We start from the raw sequence: 17,324 nt of genomic DNA, 5'->3' as shown, positions 1-17,324 counted from the left end.
CTCAGCGCGAGGGTCCCCCTTGCTGCACCCGCTCATTGTCGACAACAGCAGCAGGCTGATACAGGCCAGCCCCCTCCCCGAGGGTCTTGTATGAAACGACATCGTGCGCATAGACGTCCTGTTCTCCCAATCCGTACTGCTGTTGAAGAATTCCAACCAGACGGTTGATTGCGACGGTCTGGGCCGCGGTAGGGGCCTCCCAACTGCCATCGACATGTCGCGCCACCACCTCGATTCCGACACTGTCTTCATTGAGGGGATAGCGCTGCGGGTACTGCTTGGCTTTTTCATGATTGTGGGTCGCCGTCGGATTGAAGCCGCGCTTTTCCGCCAGCCGGGATTCCTCCACCGAACAGGTTCCCTCCTCCACGCAGCGGGATTTGATCTTGCCCACATGCAGGGTCTTTTGGCCAAGGGACGCGGTCTGGTAGATCGTCCCGTCCTTGTCGATCAGGAAGTGGGTGCCGTACTGGACCCCATCGCGGCCGCTGGCAAAGCTCTTCAAAGCGCTCGCGGCACTTGCCGAATCGGTCCGATGCATCACCAGCGCAACAGGCTCGCCCATGGACGAACGCCCCAGTCCCGGCACTTCATGCCGGGTGACCGCCTGATCGGTGAGGTAACCGTCGGCTCCCACCACCGGCCCTGTGGCGCTTGTCTGCTGCATCACCCGCAACGGCACATTCACGTGATGGACCGGCGGTTGCTCACCATGGGGGCGGTATATCGCGAACACGCGATCTTCATTGAGCAGCACCTGATCCACGCGCGCCATTACCGGATTTCGCTTCACTTCGGCATGCAGCGCTTCGAGCAAGCGCTGCTCCACCACCGTGCCAAGCTCAAGCCCGGAGACGGCCCCCTGCAATTGCTCCCGTAACGACATCGGAGTCGTCTGCACCGCCGGATCTGTCGCTCTTTCCATGCTGCCTCCATCCCTGATGGCCCCTGCAGGCGGAGATGTAGCAACCTCACCGTCAATGACGGGTTAATCGAACAGGACTGTCATCACACTTCCAGTGATGCGCTGCCCGCGACTCATCGCACCGTATGGCTTTTCCAAAGCCCATCACGGATACGCAATGGTGTGACGGCACAGCACCGCCCTTGAACAGCCAGCACCGCATACAACAAAGGCCCCTGTCGGGGCCTTTGCTTTAACTCTCTACGATGCTCAGTTCCTGCCGGCCAGCAGCGCGCTGATGTCGGCATCCTTCTGCAGCCACAGGCCGTTCATCCATTGCTGGAACTGCGCGCGGAAGGTGCGGTCGTCCTGGTAGTTGCCGCCGATCAACTCGGCCGGAATCGGATGCTGGCGGATCAGCACCTTGATCTCCGGAACCCGGTTGCTCATCAGATCCATCATCGACGGGATGCCCTTGGGATAGACGATGGTCACATCCAGCAGCGCGTTCAGCCCCTTGCCCATCGCATCGAGCACGAAGGCCACCCCGCCGGACTTGGGCTTGAGCAGGTGCTGGAACGGCGAGGACTGCGCGGCGTGCTTTTCAGCGGTGAAACGCGTGCCCTCGACGAAGTTCATCACCGCCACCGGAATGCTCTGGAACTTCTCGCAGGCCTTGCGGGTGACTTCCATATCGCGACGGCCCAGCTCGGGGTTCCTGACGATCTGCTTGCGCGTGTAGCGGCCCATGAACGGGAAATCCAGCGCCCACCAGGCCAGGCCCAGCACCGGCACCCAGAACAGCGAACGCTTCAGGAAAAAGCGCAGCAGCGGAATGCGACGGTTGAACACCTTCTGCAGTACCACGATGTCCACCCAGCTCTGGTGGTTGGCCAGCACCAGGTAGTGCCCGTCACGCTGCAGGTCGGCCTGGCCTTCCACGCTGAAACGGGTGCGGGTGAACAGCGCCAGCATCGCGCTGTTGACCGCCACCCAGCTCTCGGCCAGACCGGTCAGCAACGGATTGCAGGCCAGCCGCACCCGCTCGAACGGCAGTACCGCCTTGACCAGCGCCACCACGAACAGCGGCAGGCAATGGGCCAGCGTATTGAGGGTGATCAGCAACAGGATGGGAGCAACGCGCAGCCACTTCATAAGAGCACCGGGGCAACCCCGAAAATCAGGAAAGTGCCACAGGGTAGCAAAACCGCCACCGTTACCCTGCCCGACCAAAGGGGTAGACGCGGGCGGGCGCTTGAGGCCCGGCAACGGCGCCCGGCCCGCGGCAGCAGACGCACCGCTGCCCTATCACATCGGCTTTTGCGGATTCCGGCGAAATAACATCAAGTTCAGCGACGGTTGTGCAGGATGTCCGCGCTTCCCCGCCCTCCTTCGCGCACCCCACTACCGGGGGCGTACCGGCGCTCATTCCGCGCCACCTCCACGGGAAGTCACGATCGTGGCAACGACGCCGTCAGCGGCAGCGTTGCCGTTCCGCCGGGCGGCAATGCGCCTGCCAACGGCGAATCGACAGAAGGAAATCCGATGCCCCGCAAGGCTACAACCCCCCGCAGCAGCACGTCCTCGAAGTTGAAGCAGGCCAGTGCCAGCAAGAGCATGAGCTTCGATATCACCAGCGAAAGCATCGCCTCGGACCTGGCCGCATTCCGCAAGCAAGGTGGCAAGGTCGAGGTGCTGGGCAACACGCCGATGCGCGTGAACGTCACCGCCTTCCGCTCCAAGGGCAACACCGAGCGCAAGAAGGCCGCCGCCCCCGAGGCGGCCAAGGCGTAACGCCGCCAGCACAGGGCGCGGCATCCTCGCGCCCCGTCTCCGGAAGGCCCCGCATTGCGTGGCCTTCTTCGTTGGTGGACGGCAACCCGCGCAACAGACGACCGGCCTCAAGCACACGCCGCTGCGGCCGATATCCCTGCTTCGTCGTCGATGTGACCGCCGTTTCCACCAGGAGCCCTGTGATGCCGTTTTCCCTCTCCCGCCTGCGCCTGCTCGCGGCTGTGCCACTGATGCTGGTCCTTGCCGCCTGTGGTGGCCCGATGGATACCGCCCTGGTGACCGGCAACGGCGCCGATCCGTACTTCGCCTCGCTCAACCCGGTCTTTGCCAAGATGAGCGAACACGAGCAGCAGGGCTTCAACTGGGCCGTGTCGGATCTGGATCTGGACCGCCTGCACAGCCGCTACCCCGGCAACAGTCCGCGTCAGATCATCCGCGGTGAAGTGGCGCAGGTGCTGGAAACCTATCCGGCGCGGATCGCCGCGCTGGAGCCGCAGGCCCTGCAGGCCGCACAGATGCGTGCGCAACTGGCGCAGGTCACCGCCGTGCAGACCGCCTTCCGGATCGAGAAGGACTTCTTCGGTCTGGCACCGAAGATCAGCGCCACCATCGAGAACAACAGCCCGCTGCCTATCAGCGCGTTGGAGTGGAACGCCGCGCTGTATCTGGACGACGCCGAAACGCCGGTAGTGACCACCACCCTGACCGACAACTACCGCGACCGGGGGGGCCTGGTCCCGGGCGGCCGGCACAAGCGCGAGTTCGCCATCGGCTTTGTGCGCGGCGACGAGACCTGGACCACGCTGGAAATCCGCAATGCAAAACGCACCCGGGTGGTGCTCGAACCGCTGGCCACCAGCGTGCAGGACTTCGGCGACCGCCACTACCTGCCCGAAGACCCCAGCGCGGAAATCGAACGCCTGCGCAGCGTGATCGCCGCCGCCACCTCCTACCAGGACATCTGAGCACCGGCACGCGCCGGATCGCCCGCTGAAAAAAGAAGCCCCGCCATGCGGGGCTTTTTCAATTCCGGTGCAGGTCGAGGCAACCGCCCGCCGGGTTTTATCGGGGCGTTGCCGGAAAAGCCGCCGGTTCCTGCGTGAGTCCATTTTCAGGGGCGCTCAACCGGCTATGCTGGCGTGCGCTTGTTGCGCCGCCGACGGCTGCTGCCGGACGGCGCCCCCGACCTCCAGGAGAAAATGATGAGCAAGGGTATGGACCAGAAGAAGGACCAGAAGAAGAAACCGGCCAAGACGATGAAGGAAAAGAAGGCCGAGAAGCGGGAAAAGAAAGCCAAGTAAGGCAAGCGGTGTCGCCGTGACGTTGTCCGTCGCGGCGACGGGCGCGCAAACGACGCCCGCACCACACACCCCGGCGGCACGGACCGCTCTCTGGCAACACCGTCTGCTCGACGTCCCTGTTGAACAGGACAGGCGCCGCCCCGGCGCTACCGCGACTGCGCCGGCGGCCACACCGCATTCGTGCCAGCCATGCACCATCCCGGCGCGGACCGGCACCCTGCTCGCCCGGCCAATGAATCCGGCACTGTCCCGCCGGTATCACGGCGTCAGGTACCCGCTCACCTCCTCGGCCTGCCGCTGGCTGTCGATGGCCAGCAGGTCCTTGAGGATCGCCGTATGCCCGGAGCCGGCGATCACCAGCACCCGATGGCCCGGCGCGGCCGCCTTCTGCACGTTTGCATACATGCGGAAGTTGCGGTGCCACCAGCTGGCCGAGGCATCGGCGCCGGCAAAGCCGCCGCCGGCATCCACCGCATTGGTGCGGATATACAGATCCTTGTTCTCGCGATCACGCGCCGCATCGTTGCTCAGCTGCAGCAATTGCGGCAGTGACAACGTGGACTGCTCGCGCCCGCTGCGCGCGGACAAGGCCTTGAACGTCGCCTCCATTGCCGCCTGCAGCGCCGGATCGTGTGCCTTGATGTAATTGAACATCGGCTCGGACTCCCAGCCCACCTGCCCTTCGTCAAAGCAGGTGACCCCGTCCAACCCAGCCGCCTTGGCCACGCGGAATCCGATCTGGTAGGTCTCGTTGGACTTCAGCGCGAAGGTGCCTTTCCGGTAACCGTCAAACTCCGCATCCAGCCGGGGCTGCGCCGACGGCTCGCACTCCACCAGCACATCGGTGGGCGCGAAGGCCGCCAGCCGCGTGGCCAGCCCGTCCAGATAGTCCTGGTTGGCCGGGGTCATCACGTCGATGACGCCGGACTTGACCATATCCAAGCCCGGATTGGCGAAGTGGAAAGCCCCCAGCATCAGCACCTTGGCCGGCGCCGGCGCCGGCGTGCCCTCGGCCGCGCCCGCCAGCACAGGCGATGCCATCACACACATCAGCAGCGCAGCACGCTGCCATCGGTTGAAACTCATCTCTTACCCCCAGGTTGTATCTACGGCCATCGAGTCGGGCACCACTGCCAGATCAACGGGACCTTACCGCCAAACCGGCAGGGCACCAGCACCAACCCGAGTGGACCCGCTGGATCTCACCCAACGGCAACGATCTGCCAGATGGCGGACCGTGCGCTTGACGGCATCGCAACGAGGATCGGCGTAACGTGGCGCTCCCCTCTCCCGCCCGCGCCAGCGGCACACCTATCTGTCCAGGAGCAACATCATGCGTATCGGAATCACCATGGGCCTGGTCCTGCTCATCAGTCCGCCAACATGGGCCGCATCCAGCGGCGGGCTGCCGCTCTTCAACGCGACCTGTCCTCTTGGACTGGAGGTCCATGGTGATGAAGGCGGGCCGGTGTACGTGAATGGCAAGGAAGCCGTACTGAAGAAATTCAACGATAACTACTACGAAGCCAGGGATGCGGCGACCGGCACGACCCTCTCGCTGTCCAAGAGCCCGGACGGCACCCTGTCGGCCTCGTATACGGGCCGCGGCGGCGCGAACGGCGTGTGCCAGATGCACACGACGGCCGACGTGAGCGGTGCGTCTCAGGCTGCACAGCCCACTGTGGCCGCCTCACCGGCCGCGCGTGGCCCCGTTGTAACCCCAGGCAACATGCCGGCGTTTTGTCGTGGCGAGGTATCCGGGATGTTTGCTACCCGGCCTGCTTATGTGAAGACCGATCCGGTCGCCCGCGCCAAGGACGGCAGCACCTCGATCGACGGTACGGTCGACAAGGGCAGCGAAGGCATCAAGCAATTCAGATGCCGGTTCGATGCCACGGGGCGCTTCATCGACGTCATGGCGCTGACGAGCGACGGCTATTGACTGAGACCACCGGCCAGACCCCGGCGGCGATGGACAGGCGCGCGGCCGGCGCAGGGAAATGCATGACTGAGCACGCCTGAGGCGACAAAGGCCCCGCACTGCGGGGCCTTGTCCATCTGGCATCCGCGGCCGACCGGGCTCAGCCCTTGGCCGCCGGCGCCAGGAGCACCGGCTCCAGTAGCCGGAACGTGCCGGCATCGGCGTCCATCTCCACCTTGCCGCCGACCGGCACGATGAACTGCTCGCGGATGTGGCCGATCATCGCGCCGGTATAGGCCGGGATGTTCAGCGGCAGGATGTAGTCATCCAGTATCTGGTCCAGCGTCAGCGAGCCGTAGCCATCGCCCGGCTTGCAGTCGTTGCAGTCACCGAAGATGAAGCCGGCGATCTTGTCCAGCGCGCCCATCAGCTTCAAGGTGCTGAACATCCGGTCGATGCGGTACGGCGCCTCGGCCACGTCCTCCAGGAACAGGATCTTGCCGGTGAAGTCCGGCAGGTACGGCGAGCCGGCCAGCGCGGTCAACACGGTGAGGTTGCCGCCGATCAGCTCGCCCTGTGCGCGCCCGCCGCGCAGGGTGACGGTACGGTTCTTGCGCGGCACCAGCTCGTCATCGCTGCCGGTCGTGTTCTGGTACTGCATCAGCTCGCGGTTGAAGAACAGCCGCTCGAACTGGTCGACATTGAAACGCGGCCAGCTGCCGGCGCCGATCGGGCCGTGGAAGGTCACCAGCCCGGTTTTGGCCTGGATCGCGCAATGCAGCGCGGTGATATCCGAATAGCCCAGCAACACCTTCGGGTTGGCGCGGATGCGCGCGTAGTCGAGCATCGGCAGCAGCCGCGCCGCACCGGAACCACCGCGCACGCAGACGATGGCCTTGACCTGCCTGTCGCCGAACATGGCGTTCAAGTCCCCGGCCCGCTCGGCATCGGTGCCGGCCAGATGGCCGTGGCGGGCGCCGTAGTGGGCACCGGTTTTCACCTTCAAGCCCAGCGCTTCCATCGCCTCGCCCGCCAGTTGCAGGCCCAGCCGCTCGCTGGTGGCGCCGGACGGGCTGACCAGCCCCACCGTGTCGCCCTTGTTCAAGGCCGGTGGCAACAACCGGCGCGGCGCGGCCGTCGCCGCCATTGCGCCCTGCAGGCCGGTCAGTGGGAGTGCCGCTGCCAGTGCCGCCCCGCCGATAAAACGCCTTCTGTCCATGCCCACACCCGCAAAGAAAAACGTTCCGCAGCCTAGCAATCCCGCGCAACGCCCGCCAACCTGCAACGCAGCACGGGGGCCCGGTGTTTTTCCGGCACGGCATCGCGATATGTGCCTGCACCGCGCCGCGCGCGCGACGCGGCCGCTGAAAACAGAACGCCCCGCAGTGCGGGGCGCTTAATTACCGGGAAGCCAACAACAACGGATTACGCCGGCCGCTGCCGGTATTTTTCCGCTGCCGCGCCGAGCTCCGCAATCTTGAGCACCCGCGCCTGCTCCGCCTTGCGCAGCGCTTCGCGCGCCTCTTTGACCACCTCGTTCGCCAGACTGTGACTGGTGTGCAGACGCTTTGCGTCCATCGCGGTATCGAGCCGTTTCTGGGCCAGCTTTATCGCTTTGTCGACGCGATAGAGAGGACCGTTCAAACCCACGGTAAGAGGGGGATCGTAGCTTTTCGTCATGACGTGCATCTCTGAGCGGATCGGCATCACCGCCAGGCGCAAAGGACTGCGCCTGGACGTGGCCATTGGGAAACATCGGGGGAAGCATTTGGTTGAGGCGCCCCGGCCTCAGCGCTGGTCCAGCGCGTGATGGATCAACACCACGCATTGCGAAGCAAACAGCATCGTCGGCCCCAGCGTGATCTTCTTGGCGCCCATCCGTTCCAGGCTGGGGATGACCTTCTTCGGCATCGGGATATGGTCGGTCAGAACGAAGCACGGCTTGTCGGCGAACACCTGCTCGCCGATCGGCGTGCCCTTCGGGTCCATCAGGAACAGCTGGTGGTCTTCGGCCAGTTCCTGCATCAGCCGCTCGAAGCTCAGCGTGCGCACCGTGACCCCGGATTCCACCGGCCGACTCTGTTCCTTGCCCATGCCCTGCGACACGTCCAGCGCCTTGGCCACCTTGCCCAGCAGCGCGGCCTCGTGGAAGCCGTTGAACTCGTGCATGGCATTGACCTCGAAACGCACCGTGCGCGAGAAGTCCTGGGTGCTTTCCAGCACCAGATAGACCACCACATCGGCGCGGTGCGACTGGGCCACGAAGATGGCGTTCATCAGCGTGTGCGCCAGGATTTCGGTATGGGCGTCCTGCCCCACCGAGGCCAGCAGCTTCTGGCGGTCGGTGGGCGCGGCGCGCGCGCGCATTACAAAAGTTCGCATGGGGCTCGTGAGGGGTCCGGGGGAAACGCGACAGCGCAGTGCCGCCGGCGCATTGTCGCGTGAAACCCCACCTGGGGTCATGTTCCATGGCCGCGCACCTCGCCCGAAGCGCCGGGCTGTCTGCTGGGAAGGTCGAGCAACTTGCCGGTAGCGCCGGGCTATCTACTCGGGCGATGGCGCAATTTTCTCGGCACGCCAGGCTGCAGAGCACGGAAAGTCGAGCACTTTTCCCGGAACGGTGAGCAGTTTGCCCGGACGACGGAGCAATTTTCTCGGCGCTCCGGGCTGTAGAGCTCGGAACACCGGGCTGCCCGCTCAGGCGATAGAGCAATCTGCTCCGTGACGCCGAGCGTTTTGCCTGGCGCGCCGAGCTATGGGACCCGGAAGGTCGGGCACGTTGCCCGGAACGTCGAGCTGTTCGCCCGGACGATGGAGCAATCTGCTCCGTGACGCCGAGCGTTTTGCCCGGCGCGCCGAGCTGTGGAGCCTGGAAGGCCGAGCACCTTGCCCGGAATCCCGGGCTGTCTGCTTTGGCGATGGAGCAACCTGCCCGGAAAGCGGAGAAATCTGCCCGGAATGCCTGGCTGCTTGTCCGGCCGGCGGACCACCGCCGCCTGCACCCTGTCTGACATGCGACGCGGTCGCGCCCGCACCGGCCGTGGACAAAAGAAGACCCGGCGCGGGTCGCGCGCCGGGTCCGGGTGCTACCTCAACGAAGGACAGGCCGGTCAGCTGGGGACGGGCTCGGCGGCACGGGGGCGGCGGCTGAAGCGTGAGGACAGTTCGCGGTGCGCGCCCTTCAGCGCCTCGGTCTTGCCCGACACCTTGAGCAGGCCGTAGCCCTCCAGCGAGGCGGTCATCACGTCGCTGCCCAGCGCCAGCACCGAGTCATCGACACGCTCCACCAGCTGCGCCAGCTGCAGCAGGCGCGGACGCAGACGGTCCAACGCCTGCAGATCGGCCTGTGCCTCGGCCAACTGCAGGCTGGGCGGCACGATCTGCGGGTTGGCTGCCAGCAGCTCCAGCGTCTGCCGGCAGAACGCCTCGGACTTGTCGCCCATCTTGGTCAATTCACGACGCTGCTGGGGCTGCAACACCACCAGCGCGGCGAACACGCGCTGCAACGTGGCCAACGCCTGGTCCACCTCGGCCAGATCCTGATCGCTCAACTGCACGGAAATAATGTTCTGCACTGCATGCTCCTTTGCATTCCTTGTGGGAGCCCGGCGGCGATACCCGCTGCTGCGGTCTGCCGCCGGGCCGGCTGAGTGCCCGGCCGCCGTCCTGTGGCGCACACCTGCCGACACACACGGCAGCAGGGCGCGCCGAGTGTTGCACGGCATTTCCGACGCCCGGACCGCCCGATCCCGTCATGCCAATTTGTACTAAGCGCAACGTGACCGGGTTAACGAAATACCCGCCTCGATGCGCCGTCTGAGATTGGGTTGGCCCCTCGGCAGGCTGGGTTGGCCCCATCAACCCAGCACCCGCAATGCCCCGCGATACCAAATCGATGTAACCAACCCTCCCTCCGGCCCTGAGCATCACAGGTCCCAGTTAGGCGAGAGCCGCACATCCCAGCGTCCGGCGGCGGCTTGCATCTTGCCCAGCAGGGCATCCAAGGCGCCGCTGGGGATCATGGCCTGCTCTTGCTCGCTGGCTGGGCGCAGCTGCAATACCTCGTGATAGGCGTGATCCAAGTCCGAAGGCCCCTCGCCCACGGCCGCCCAATGCGCAGCACACAACGAGGGAATTCCCACTTGCTCGGCAACGAACTGCTTGCCCCACTCCAAGCAGCTGAGAATCACGGCTTCGGCCCCGGCCTGATCGCCGCGCAACAACAGCGTGCCATGCGTCTTGAAGTTGCCGGCATCGCGGTACAGATACTCAAGCACGCTAAATTCCGCTGACTCCTGTCCGCTCATCACAGCCTCCCTTGCTAGTGCAGGAAGCTTGAACGGCAGTGATCGCAAAGACTGCGACTCCCTTGCAACGCACGCATCACGTACCGCAACCCATCGCTTCGTCCCAGTGCATTTCGTATCCTGGCAATCAGCAACAGGGGGAATGCAATGGGAAATGCCGTCTTTACCGCGTCAGAAAGTTCCGCATACGACGATCAGATAGAAACCCACTACCACTTCCCGCAGACCTATCTGCGGCAGGCCGAGCAAGCCATCGGCCACTGGATTCTCTACTACGAGCCACGCCGCACCACCGGCCCGAATAGTGCTACCGGCAGGCAGGCCTACTTTGCGATGGCGCAGGTAACCGGCATCACCCCCGATCCGCATACACCCGGCCACTACTACGCCCATATCCGTCATTACACCGAGTTCGACCAGCCGGTTCCGTTCAAAGACGACACCGGCTATCGCGAATCCATGCTCCAGCGTGAGGATGGCAAGACCAATAAGGGTGCCTTTGGCCGCTCGGTGCGGGCCGTCCCGGAAGCAGAGTTCTTAGAGATTGTTCGCCGGGGTATTTCCGTCGCGCCGGAGCCGTGGGAGCAGCCGCAGTTAGATCGCGTCGCCGAACCCGTCCCTCCGTACTCCCCCCGAGAAATCGTGCAACAGCTGGTCACCCGGAAAGTGCGCGATGCCAATTTCCGCCGCCACGTTCGCAACGCCTACAACAACACCTGTGCGGTGACAGGCCTGCGCCTTATCAATGGCGGTGGCCGACCCGAAGTTCAGGCCGCGCATATCCGCTCGGTAGAAAAAGATGGCCCGGACACCGTGCGCAACGGCATTGCCCTCACCGGAACCGCCCACTGGCTATTTGATCGTGGGCTGATGACCTTCAGCGACGACTATCAAATTCTGCTGTCCCCCCACGGCGTACCCGATGGCTTGGACAAGCTGATCCTGCCGGAGCGCAAGCTGATCCTGCCCGCAGAAGCCCATCAACGCCCCCACACAACTTATTTATCTTGGCATCGGAAACATTGCTTCAAGTATTAAACCAATGCAGCCCAAAATTATTGGTAAAAAATAACGTCGCAATGCGACGACTATTTTTAAGCCTTAAAATCTCCGAACAAAAATTCATCTCCAACCTGCCGGTAAGATTATGCAACCAACACAGGACTTTTCCACAGAGAATCTACTTTGGATGCGCGGCAGAAAAGTTAACGCATCCCTGAAAAAATCATCCCCGCCCGACAGGGAGGGATGGGAAGAACTGGCAAAAAATGCAGAAGAAAAGATTGGAAACGGGACATTTAAATTTCGCGGACTCTTCTCTTCATCCGCACTAGGGAAGCAAGTACTTTCGACCCACGATGCCACAGACGCCCTTGTCCTAAGAAAAATAAATAACAATATAAGGCGGGCGTACGGAATTAGGCAGACGCAGCGCTCTCACGCGGTAAAGCTCGTAAAAAAAGCTTTATCGGAATGGACACCCAAGGGAATAGTATCCGTAGACTTGAAGTCATGTTTCGAGACCATCACACCTAAAAATGTAATAAACAAACTAAAGCACGACGGAAAAGTATCTCACCAGACAATAAACTTGCTCGAGATATTTTTCAAGCAGACGCAAAAATTTGGAACAAACAAATATTCAAAAGGTCTTCCAAGGGGAGTTCTAATCTCCTCAACCCTTGCCGAACTATTCCTAAAAGATTTGGACAAAAAAATTTCCGACACAAAGGGGGTTTATGTATACACAAGGTACGTTGATGACATATTCGCCATATGCGCAAACCCCGCGGAAGGTCTTTTCCAGGAAATTTCTTCAGCCATACGCGAGCAAGGACTAAAACTAAACAACACAAAAGTAACGATCAAGAACGCTGGCTGCAAGTGCGCATTCCTTTGCGAACACCCAACAGGATTGTGCAAATGCGCCACAAAGTGCGATTGCGAAATAACGAAAACAAACCACGATTCAATTGATTATCTTGGCTACAAGTTTGTATACCCAACGGGAAAGCTTCTAAGAACCAAACAATTTTGCCACACACTTATTGCCGCATCAAAAACAAAAAAAATCAAAACAAGAATAACCCTGGCGATTGAGTCATACATCAGCAACAAAGACTACAACCTATTGCTAGACCGGATAAAGTTGCTAACAAAGAACGTAACTGTCGATAAAACGTTAAAAAAATACCGACTAAAATCAGGAATAGCCTTCACCTACGACCAGTACTCGCCCCCTCCAAGCCCGCACGACTTCATGAGCGCCACTCTCGATGATCTTGACAAGTACTTAAAAACAAAAATAAGGAGACTTTGCTCTGGCAACCCTGCGATCTCATACATGGAAAAGCGCAACCTATTGCGAAACTCTTTTACCGCTGGGCATGCAAAATTCCACCGAGTATCTTTTGATAAAAAAAGAGCTATAGCAATTAGGAGTTGCTGGAATGTCAAGTAAAAAAAGAAAAATAGACATCAAACATCCTGAGCGAAGCCTTCTTACCGACACAACCCCATACGAATTGCCACTCATATTCACCAACTCCAATCTAGCGATACTAGCCAGACTCGCAAGAAACGATAGTGAAGAAAATAGCATTCACGCAAAATATTTACTTGCCAAGAACCCGCAGGTCGCAACAAAGCCACTCTCATTTAAAATAAGAAGAGACTCTGAATCAGAAAGGAGGCTTGATTTAGCCCACCCTCGGAGCCAGCACCTTATGTGCCAGCTATACGAAGAGTACGAGTTCTTTATCTGTAATGCATGTAGTCGTAGCGACTACTCGCTACGATATCCGAGCAGAGTTGCCACCCATTACGTAGACCCCAAATACGCAACAAATGGTCAAAACGACATCATCCTAGCTGACGAAGATCCTGCAGGATTCCGTGACCAAAGCAAATGGGCATCAACTTACTTTAGCTATAGGAACTACAACCTTAGCCACAAATTTTTTGAAAGCGAAGAACACCTAAAACTAGAACAACGATTCAGCCTACTAATGAAGCTAGATGTATCTCGGTGCTTTGACTCAATATACACACACAGCATTGAGTGGAGCATGCGAGGAAAGGATTTCGCAAAACGCCACCTCCCCGGCAAAGACAAAGAAACCTTTGAATCAAAGTTCGACGCTACAATACGACATGCAAACTGGAATGAAACTCACGGAATCATAATCGGCCCAGAGTTCTCTAGAATCTTTGCGGAAATAATAATGCAGTCCGCCGACCGCTCCATAAAAGAGCGATTAGGAGAACTTCAAAAAAAATTAGAGATTCGCCGATACGTTGATGATTACTATATCTTCGCGGAAAACAGAGAAGATCTCGAAAAAGTAGAAAAACATGTCCGCGAGGCGTTGGGGGAGCTAAATCTGCATCTCAACAGCGCGAAAACTCAGATATTAGCCCGCCCATTTACATCAAAAATTTCGGCAGCCCGCTCTCGCATAGCGGAGGCGCTAGACGCCTTCTCAAACATCGCTGCACCGCTTTTCGGGAACGAAGGAGAAGCCCCAAAACCAAGGGAAATCGAGAAATCTCGCATCGACACTATTGCAAAGATGCGCAGGATAGCTGTTGAGCTAGACATATCATACTCTCAGTTCTCTTCATTCGCCCTATCAATCCTAAATAGAAAACTTGGGAATGCGGCCGAATCGGCAAAGTCACTAAAATCCGAACTTTCCAGCAGCCATCTGATTCGTATCTCATGGCTTATATCCGTGATTCGAGTGGCTCAGTTTCTATTTTCAATTGATCAACGAGTGACAACCTCCGTAAAGCTCGCCAAGATATACACCACCACCCTCGACTTAGCCAAAATTGCGAAGTGCGCCGTCGCGCCACTTGAAGGCCAGATACTCGACGGACTTAGAAATACCGGGGCAGACACTTCCAACAGCACCTCAGATCAGATCGCGAGAATAAATCACATTTGCGCTGTTGACCTCCTAGTAAGCGAAGATCGTCGCCTAGAGGTATCGGACCTAGTCCAGCAAGTTGACTATTCCGCCGATAAAGAAGCACTACATAAGTCAAGCATGTTTCAACTTACGTGCCTACTTTTTCTATGCCGCCGACGCTACAGATTTCGAAACGTCCTTGATCTTGCGACTAGCGAGATAGAACGAAGAATCACACAACCGCACATCAGGTTTGACCAGGATACAGAAGCTGCACACTTACTTACTGACTACATTTCGTGCCCATATATCGATGTAAGCAGAAAGGCAAGCATCCTTCCAGACATTTTTAAAAAAATATCGGGGAAAAATTTTACTAAGAATGAAGCGTCACAAGCCATAAAATCTAGCCTCTGGATTAGCTTCACCGACTGGAGCGGGTCATACGACCTTAGGAGCATGCTCGCAAGGAAAGAGTTGACACCAGCTTATGAATAGTGATGATTAGCAAGTGCAAGGAAAACTAGCCCCTTAGCATGACCAGCTTCGGCTGACGTGCTCTGCAAACCTCAAGCGGCTCAAAATTACGCTTGAGGCCGCTTTCTTGTTTTACCGGAATCGAAGGTTTCGACGAGAGCAGTCGGAGCAAATAAGGTGCGACTTCCGGGCACACACTAGCGTTTTCTTTTGCACCCTAAAGGCCCGCAATTTGCGGGCCTTTTTGCTTTTATAGAATTCACATATTCCGCCGATACTCCCCACCGACGTCATACAGCGCGTGGCTGATCTGGCCGAGGCTATGGGTTTTGACCGCTTCGATCAACGCCTCAAACACATTCTTACGGTCGCGGGCGGTTTTCTGCAGGTAGGCCAGGCCGTGGCCGTCGTGGACTTCGTCGTTTGATGCGCCCTGCCCCACTTCATGGGCGTGCGAAGTTTCGCCCTTGGGCGCCAGCGCGTTGCGGTTGCGCTGCCAGGTGTGGACGTTGGCGATCTGCTGGCCCTTTTCGGCTTCGGTGGAGCGGATCAGTTCGATCTCGGTAGCCACTTCGCCGGCGTGTTCCTTGGGCAGGAACATGTTGACGCCGACCAGCGGCAGGCTGCCGTCGTGCTTCTTGTGCTCGTAGTAGAGCGACTCTTCCTGGATCTTGCCGCGCTGGTACATGGTGTCCATGGCGCCGAGCACGCCGCCGCGCTCGCTGATGGCCTCGAACTCCTTGTAGACGGCTTCCTCGACGATATCGGTGAGCTGGTCGACGATGAAGCTGCCCTGCCACGGGTTCTCGCAGAAGTTCAGCCCAAGCTCCTTGTTGATGATCATCTGGATGGCCACCGCGCGGCGCACGCTCTCTTCGGTAGGCGTGGTGATGGCCTCGTCATAGGCGTTGGTGTGCAGGCTGTTGCAGTTGTCGAACAGCGCGTACAGCGCCTGCAAGGTGGTGCGGATGTCGTTGAACTGGATTTCCTGCGCGTGCAGGGAACGGCCCGAGGTCTGGATGTGGTACTTCATCATCTGGCTGCGTTCGTTGGCGCCGTAGCGCTCACGCATGGCGCGTGCCCAGATACGGCGGGCGACGCGGCCGATGACGGTGTATTCCGGGTCCATGCCGTTGGAGAAGAAGAACGACAGGTTGGGCGCGAAGTCGTCGATGTGCATGCCACGGGCGAGGTAGTACTCGACGATGGTGAAGCCGTTGGACAGGGTGAAAGCCAGCTGGCTGATCGGGTTCGCGCCGGCCTCGGCGATGTGATAGCCGGAGATGGACACCGAGTAGAAGTTGCGCACCTTGTTATCGACAAAGTACTGCTGGATGTCGCCCATCATGCGCAGCGCGAACTCGGTGGAGAAGATGCAGGTGTTCTGCGCCTGGTCTTCCTTGAGGATGTCGGCCTGCACGGTGCCGCGCACGGTGGACAGGGTGTGCGCCTTGATACGGGCGTAGGTGTCGGCATCGACCAGCTGGTCGCCGGTGACACCGAGCAGCGCCAGACCCAGGCCATTGTTGGTGGGCGGCAGTTCGCCGTGGTACTGCGGACGGGTGCGGCCTTCGAAGATCTTGGCGATCTTGGCCTCGGCTTCGGCCCAGCGCGCGGGGTCTTCCTTCAGGTATTTCTCGACCTGCTGGTCGATGGCGGTGTTCATGAACATCGCCAGGATCATCGGCGCCGGGCCGTTGATGGTCATCGACACCGAGGTGGTGGGCGCGCACAGGTCGAAGCCGGAGTACAGCTTCTTCATGTCATCCAGGGTGGGGACGTTGACGCCGGAGTTGCCGATCTTGCCGTAGATGTCCGGACGCGGCGCCGGGTCTTCGCCGTACAGCGTGACGCTATCGAAGGCAGTGGACAGGCGCGCGGCGGGCTGGCCGACACTCAGGTAATGGAAGCGGCGGTTGGTGCGCTCGGGCGTGCCTTCACCGGCAAACATGCGGATCGGATCTTCCCCGGCACGGCGGTACGGGTAGACGCCGCCGGTATACGGATAGGAGCCGGGCAGGTTTTCCTTCTGCAGGAACACCAGCAGCTCGCCCCAGCTGCGGTAGGTGGGCGCGGCGATCTTGGGGATGCGCTGGTGGGACAGCGATTCGCGGTAGTTCTCCACGCGGATGGCCTTGCCGCGCACCTGGTATTCGGTGACGTCATCGGTGATGGATTTCAGCCGCGCCGGCCATTCGCGCAGCAGCCGCAGCGCTTCGGAATCCAGTGACTGCACCGCATCGTTGTAGCGCTGGCGCAGGGTCAGCAGCGAGCGGTCGACGCTTACTGTAGGAGCGGCGTGAGCCGCGACCTGATCGTGCGGGGTGCTGCCGGTCGCGACTGATGTCGCTCCTACAAGGGCGTCGGCGGCGTACAGATCCAGCGCGGCCGGCAGTGCGGCATCGCCCAGTTCCTTCAGCGCTTGCCAGCAGCTTTGCGCGCGCTCGGCGATCTCGGCCTGCGAATCGATGCGGGCGTTGATGCTGCGGCCCTGCTCGGCGATCTCGGCCAGGTAGCGCACGCGGCTGCCGGGAATCAGCACGGTGGCGCGCGGTTCCTTCAGCGTGGTGTCGATGTGGGGAACAAAACCGGGGTGGGGGGGCGGGGGGGGGGGGTAGGGGGGGGGGGGGCGGGGGTTGGTGGTGGTGGGGGAGGGGGGGGGGGGGGGGGGGGGCGGCGCCGCCGCCCGCGCCGCCGCACGCCGCC

15 protein-coding genes are annotated in these 17,324 nt (G+C 60.5%); 6 read left to right on the top strand and 9 right to left on the bottom strand.

Features of this window, described 5'->3' with window-relative positions; all coding sequences use genetic code 11:
* Position 1 precedes the first annotated feature (1 nt).
* Both ACVOMC_RS06715 and ACVOMC_RS06710 read right to left on the bottom strand, forming a co-directional pair.
* Positions 2 to 925 (bottom strand): peptidoglycan recognition protein family protein, encoded by a 924-nt coding sequence (locus ACVOMC_RS06715; RefSeq protein WP_481523348.1) that lies wholly within the window; start codon positions 923 to 925, stop codon positions 2 to 4.
* A 249-nt stretch (positions 926 to 1,174) separates the two neighbouring features.
* On the bottom strand, positions 1,175 to 2,059 hold the full coding sequence (locus ACVOMC_RS06710; protein WP_481523347.1) for an acyltransferase: 885 nt from the start codon (positions 2,057 to 2,059) through the stop codon (positions 1,175 to 1,177).
* Between the two features lie 390 nt (positions 2,060 to 2,449).
* Between ACVOMC_RS06710 and ACVOMC_RS06705 the strand changes: the two genes are divergently transcribed.
* Complete coding sequence (locus tag ACVOMC_RS06705) at positions 2,450 to 2,698, top strand: hypothetical protein (RefSeq protein WP_481523346.1); 249 nt, start codon at positions 2,450 to 2,452, stop codon at positions 2,696 to 2,698.
* Between the two features lie 182 nt (positions 2,699 to 2,880).
* The gene (locus ACVOMC_RS06700) at positions 2,881 to 3,663 is read left to right on the top strand and encodes a hypothetical protein (RefSeq protein ID WP_481523345.1); all 783 of its coding nucleotides are present in this window, start codon (positions 2,881 to 2,883) and stop codon (positions 3,661 to 3,663) included.
* Positions 3,664 to 4,257: 594 nt separating this feature from the next.
* On the opposite strand, the gene ACVOMC_RS06695 is transcribed toward ACVOMC_RS06700, so the two are convergent.
* A complete protein-coding gene (locus tag ACVOMC_RS06695) occupies positions 4,258 to 5,085 on the bottom strand; it encodes a DUF5694 domain-containing protein (RefSeq protein WP_481523344.1) in 828 nt (275 codons plus the stop codon).
* A gap of 247 nt (positions 5,086 to 5,332) precedes the next feature.
* Between ACVOMC_RS06695 and ACVOMC_RS06690 the strand changes: the two genes are divergently transcribed.
* Positions 5,333 to 5,941: a hypothetical protein gene (locus ACVOMC_RS06690; RefSeq protein ID WP_481523343.1), complete on the top strand. Its 609-nt coding sequence runs from the start codon at positions 5,333 to 5,335 to the stop codon at positions 5,939 to 5,941.
* Positions 5,942 to 6,080: 139 nt separating this feature from the next.
* Here ACVOMC_RS06690 and ACVOMC_RS06685 read toward each other — a convergent pair whose 3' ends face one another.
* The 5 genes from ACVOMC_RS06685 to ACVOMC_RS06665 form a co-directional block, all read right to left on the bottom strand.
* On the bottom strand, positions 6,081 to 7,139 hold the full coding sequence (locus ACVOMC_RS06685; protein ID WP_481523342.1) for a S66 peptidase family protein: 1,059 nt from the start codon (positions 7,137 to 7,139) through the stop codon (positions 6,081 to 6,083).
* A 206-nt stretch (positions 7,140 to 7,345) separates the two neighbouring features.
* The gene (locus ACVOMC_RS06680; protein ID WP_054659717.1) at positions 7,346 to 7,600 is read right to left on the bottom strand and encodes a hypothetical protein; all 255 of its coding nucleotides are present in this window, start codon (positions 7,598 to 7,600) and stop codon (positions 7,346 to 7,348) included.
* Positions 7,601 to 7,708: 108 nt separating this feature from the next.
* Positions 7,709 to 8,302, bottom strand: a complete 594-nt coding sequence (gene trmY, locus ACVOMC_RS06675) for a tRNA (pseudouridine(54)-N(1))-methyltransferase TrmY (RefSeq protein WP_054659711.1) — start codon at positions 8,300 to 8,302, stop codon at positions 7,709 to 7,711.
* Positions 8,303 to 9,030: 728 nt separating this feature from the next.
* The gene (locus tag ACVOMC_RS06670) at positions 9,031 to 9,495 is read right to left on the bottom strand and encodes a hypothetical protein (protein WP_481523341.1); all 465 of its coding nucleotides are present in this window, start codon (positions 9,493 to 9,495) and stop codon (positions 9,031 to 9,033) included.
* Positions 9,496 to 9,846: 351 nt separating this feature from the next.
* On the bottom strand, positions 9,847 to 10,227 hold the full coding sequence (locus tag ACVOMC_RS06665) for a hypothetical protein (RefSeq protein WP_481523340.1): 381 nt from the start codon (positions 10,225 to 10,227) through the stop codon (positions 9,847 to 9,849).
* Between the two features lie 147 nt (positions 10,228 to 10,374).
* Here ACVOMC_RS06665 and ACVOMC_RS06660 point away from each other — a divergent pair, with 147 nt between their 5' ends.
* From ACVOMC_RS06660 to drt3b, 3 genes are all read left to right on the top strand, one after another.
* A complete protein-coding gene (locus ACVOMC_RS06660) occupies positions 10,375 to 11,265 on the top strand; it encodes an HNH endonuclease (RefSeq protein ID WP_481523339.1) in 891 nt (296 codons plus the stop codon).
* A gap of 109 nt (positions 11,266 to 11,374) precedes the next feature.
* Entirely contained in the window at positions 11,375 to 12,688 is a 1,314-nt protein-coding gene (drt3a, locus tag ACVOMC_RS06655; protein ID WP_481523338.1) for an antiviral reverse transcriptase Drt3a, read from the top strand.
* Positions 12,678 to 14,639 carry an antiviral reverse transcriptase Drt3b gene (drt3b, locus tag ACVOMC_RS06650; RefSeq protein ID WP_481523337.1) on the top strand — a complete coding sequence of 654 codons (1,962 nt, stop codon included), beginning with the start codon at positions 12,678 to 12,680 and terminating at the stop codon, positions 14,637 to 14,639. The genes drt3a and drt3b overlap by 11 nt, the downstream gene beginning before the upstream one ends.
* Positions 14,640 to 14,877: 238 nt before the next feature.
* Here the strand turns inward: drt3b and ACVOMC_RS06645 are convergent.
* On the bottom strand, positions 14,878 to 17,324 hold a 2,447-nt coding region (locus ACVOMC_RS06645; RefSeq protein WP_481523336.1), incomplete at its 5' end, for a methylmalonyl-CoA mutase family protein.

It is taken from the genome of Stenotrophomonas sp. STEN014 (genome assembly GCF_056760315.1).
Note: the sequence above shows the minus strand (reverse complement) of the source record. Positions and strands in the feature narration are given on the sequence as shown.

Excerpts from the sequence above, each read along its gene's own strand:
- ACVOMC_RS06715 (WP_481523348.1), bottom strand. The coding sequence starts at position 925 with ATGGAAAGAGCGACAGATCCGGCGGTGCAGACGACTCCGATGTCGTTA.
- ACVOMC_RS06710 (WP_481523347.1), bottom strand. The coding sequence starts at position 2,059 with ATGAAGTGGCTGCGCGTTGCTCCCATCCTGTTGCTGATCACCCTCAAT.
- ACVOMC_RS06705 (WP_481523346.1), top strand. The coding sequence starts at position 2,450 with ATGCCCCGCAAGGCTACAACCCCCCGCAGCAGCACGTCCTCGAAGTTG.
- ACVOMC_RS06700 (WP_481523345.1), top strand. The coding sequence starts at position 2,881 with ATGCCGTTTTCCCTCTCCCGCCTGCGCCTGCTCGCGGCTGTGCCACTG.
- ACVOMC_RS06695 (WP_481523344.1), bottom strand. The coding sequence starts at position 5,085 with ATGAGTTTCAACCGATGGCAGCGTGCTGCGCTGCTGATGTGTGTGATG.
- ACVOMC_RS06690 (WP_481523343.1), top strand. The coding sequence starts at position 5,333 with ATGCGTATCGGAATCACCATGGGCCTGGTCCTGCTCATCAGTCCGCCA.
- ACVOMC_RS06685 (WP_481523342.1), bottom strand. The coding sequence starts at position 7,139 with ATGGACAGAAGGCGTTTTATCGGCGGGGCGGCACTGGCAGCGGCACTC.
- ACVOMC_RS06680 (WP_054659717.1), bottom strand. The coding sequence starts at position 7,600 with ATGACGAAAAGCTACGATCCCCCTCTTACCGTGGGTTTGAACGGTCCT.
- trmY (WP_054659711.1), bottom strand. The coding sequence starts at position 8,302 with ATGCGAACTTTTGTAATGCGCGCGCGCGCCGCGCCCACCGACCGCCAG.
- ACVOMC_RS06665 (WP_481523340.1), bottom strand. The coding sequence starts at position 10,227 with ATGAGCGGACAGGAGTCAGCGGAATTTAGCGTGCTTGAGTATCTGTAC.
- ACVOMC_RS06660 (WP_481523339.1), top strand. The coding sequence starts at position 10,375 with ATGGGAAATGCCGTCTTTACCGCGTCAGAAAGTTCCGCATACGACGAT.
- drt3a (WP_481523338.1), top strand. The coding sequence starts at position 11,375 with ATGCAACCAACACAGGACTTTTCCACAGAGAATCTACTTTGGATGCGC.
- drt3b (WP_481523337.1), top strand. The coding sequence starts at position 12,678 with ATGTCAAGTAAAAAAAGAAAAATAGACATCAAACATCCTGAGCGAAGC.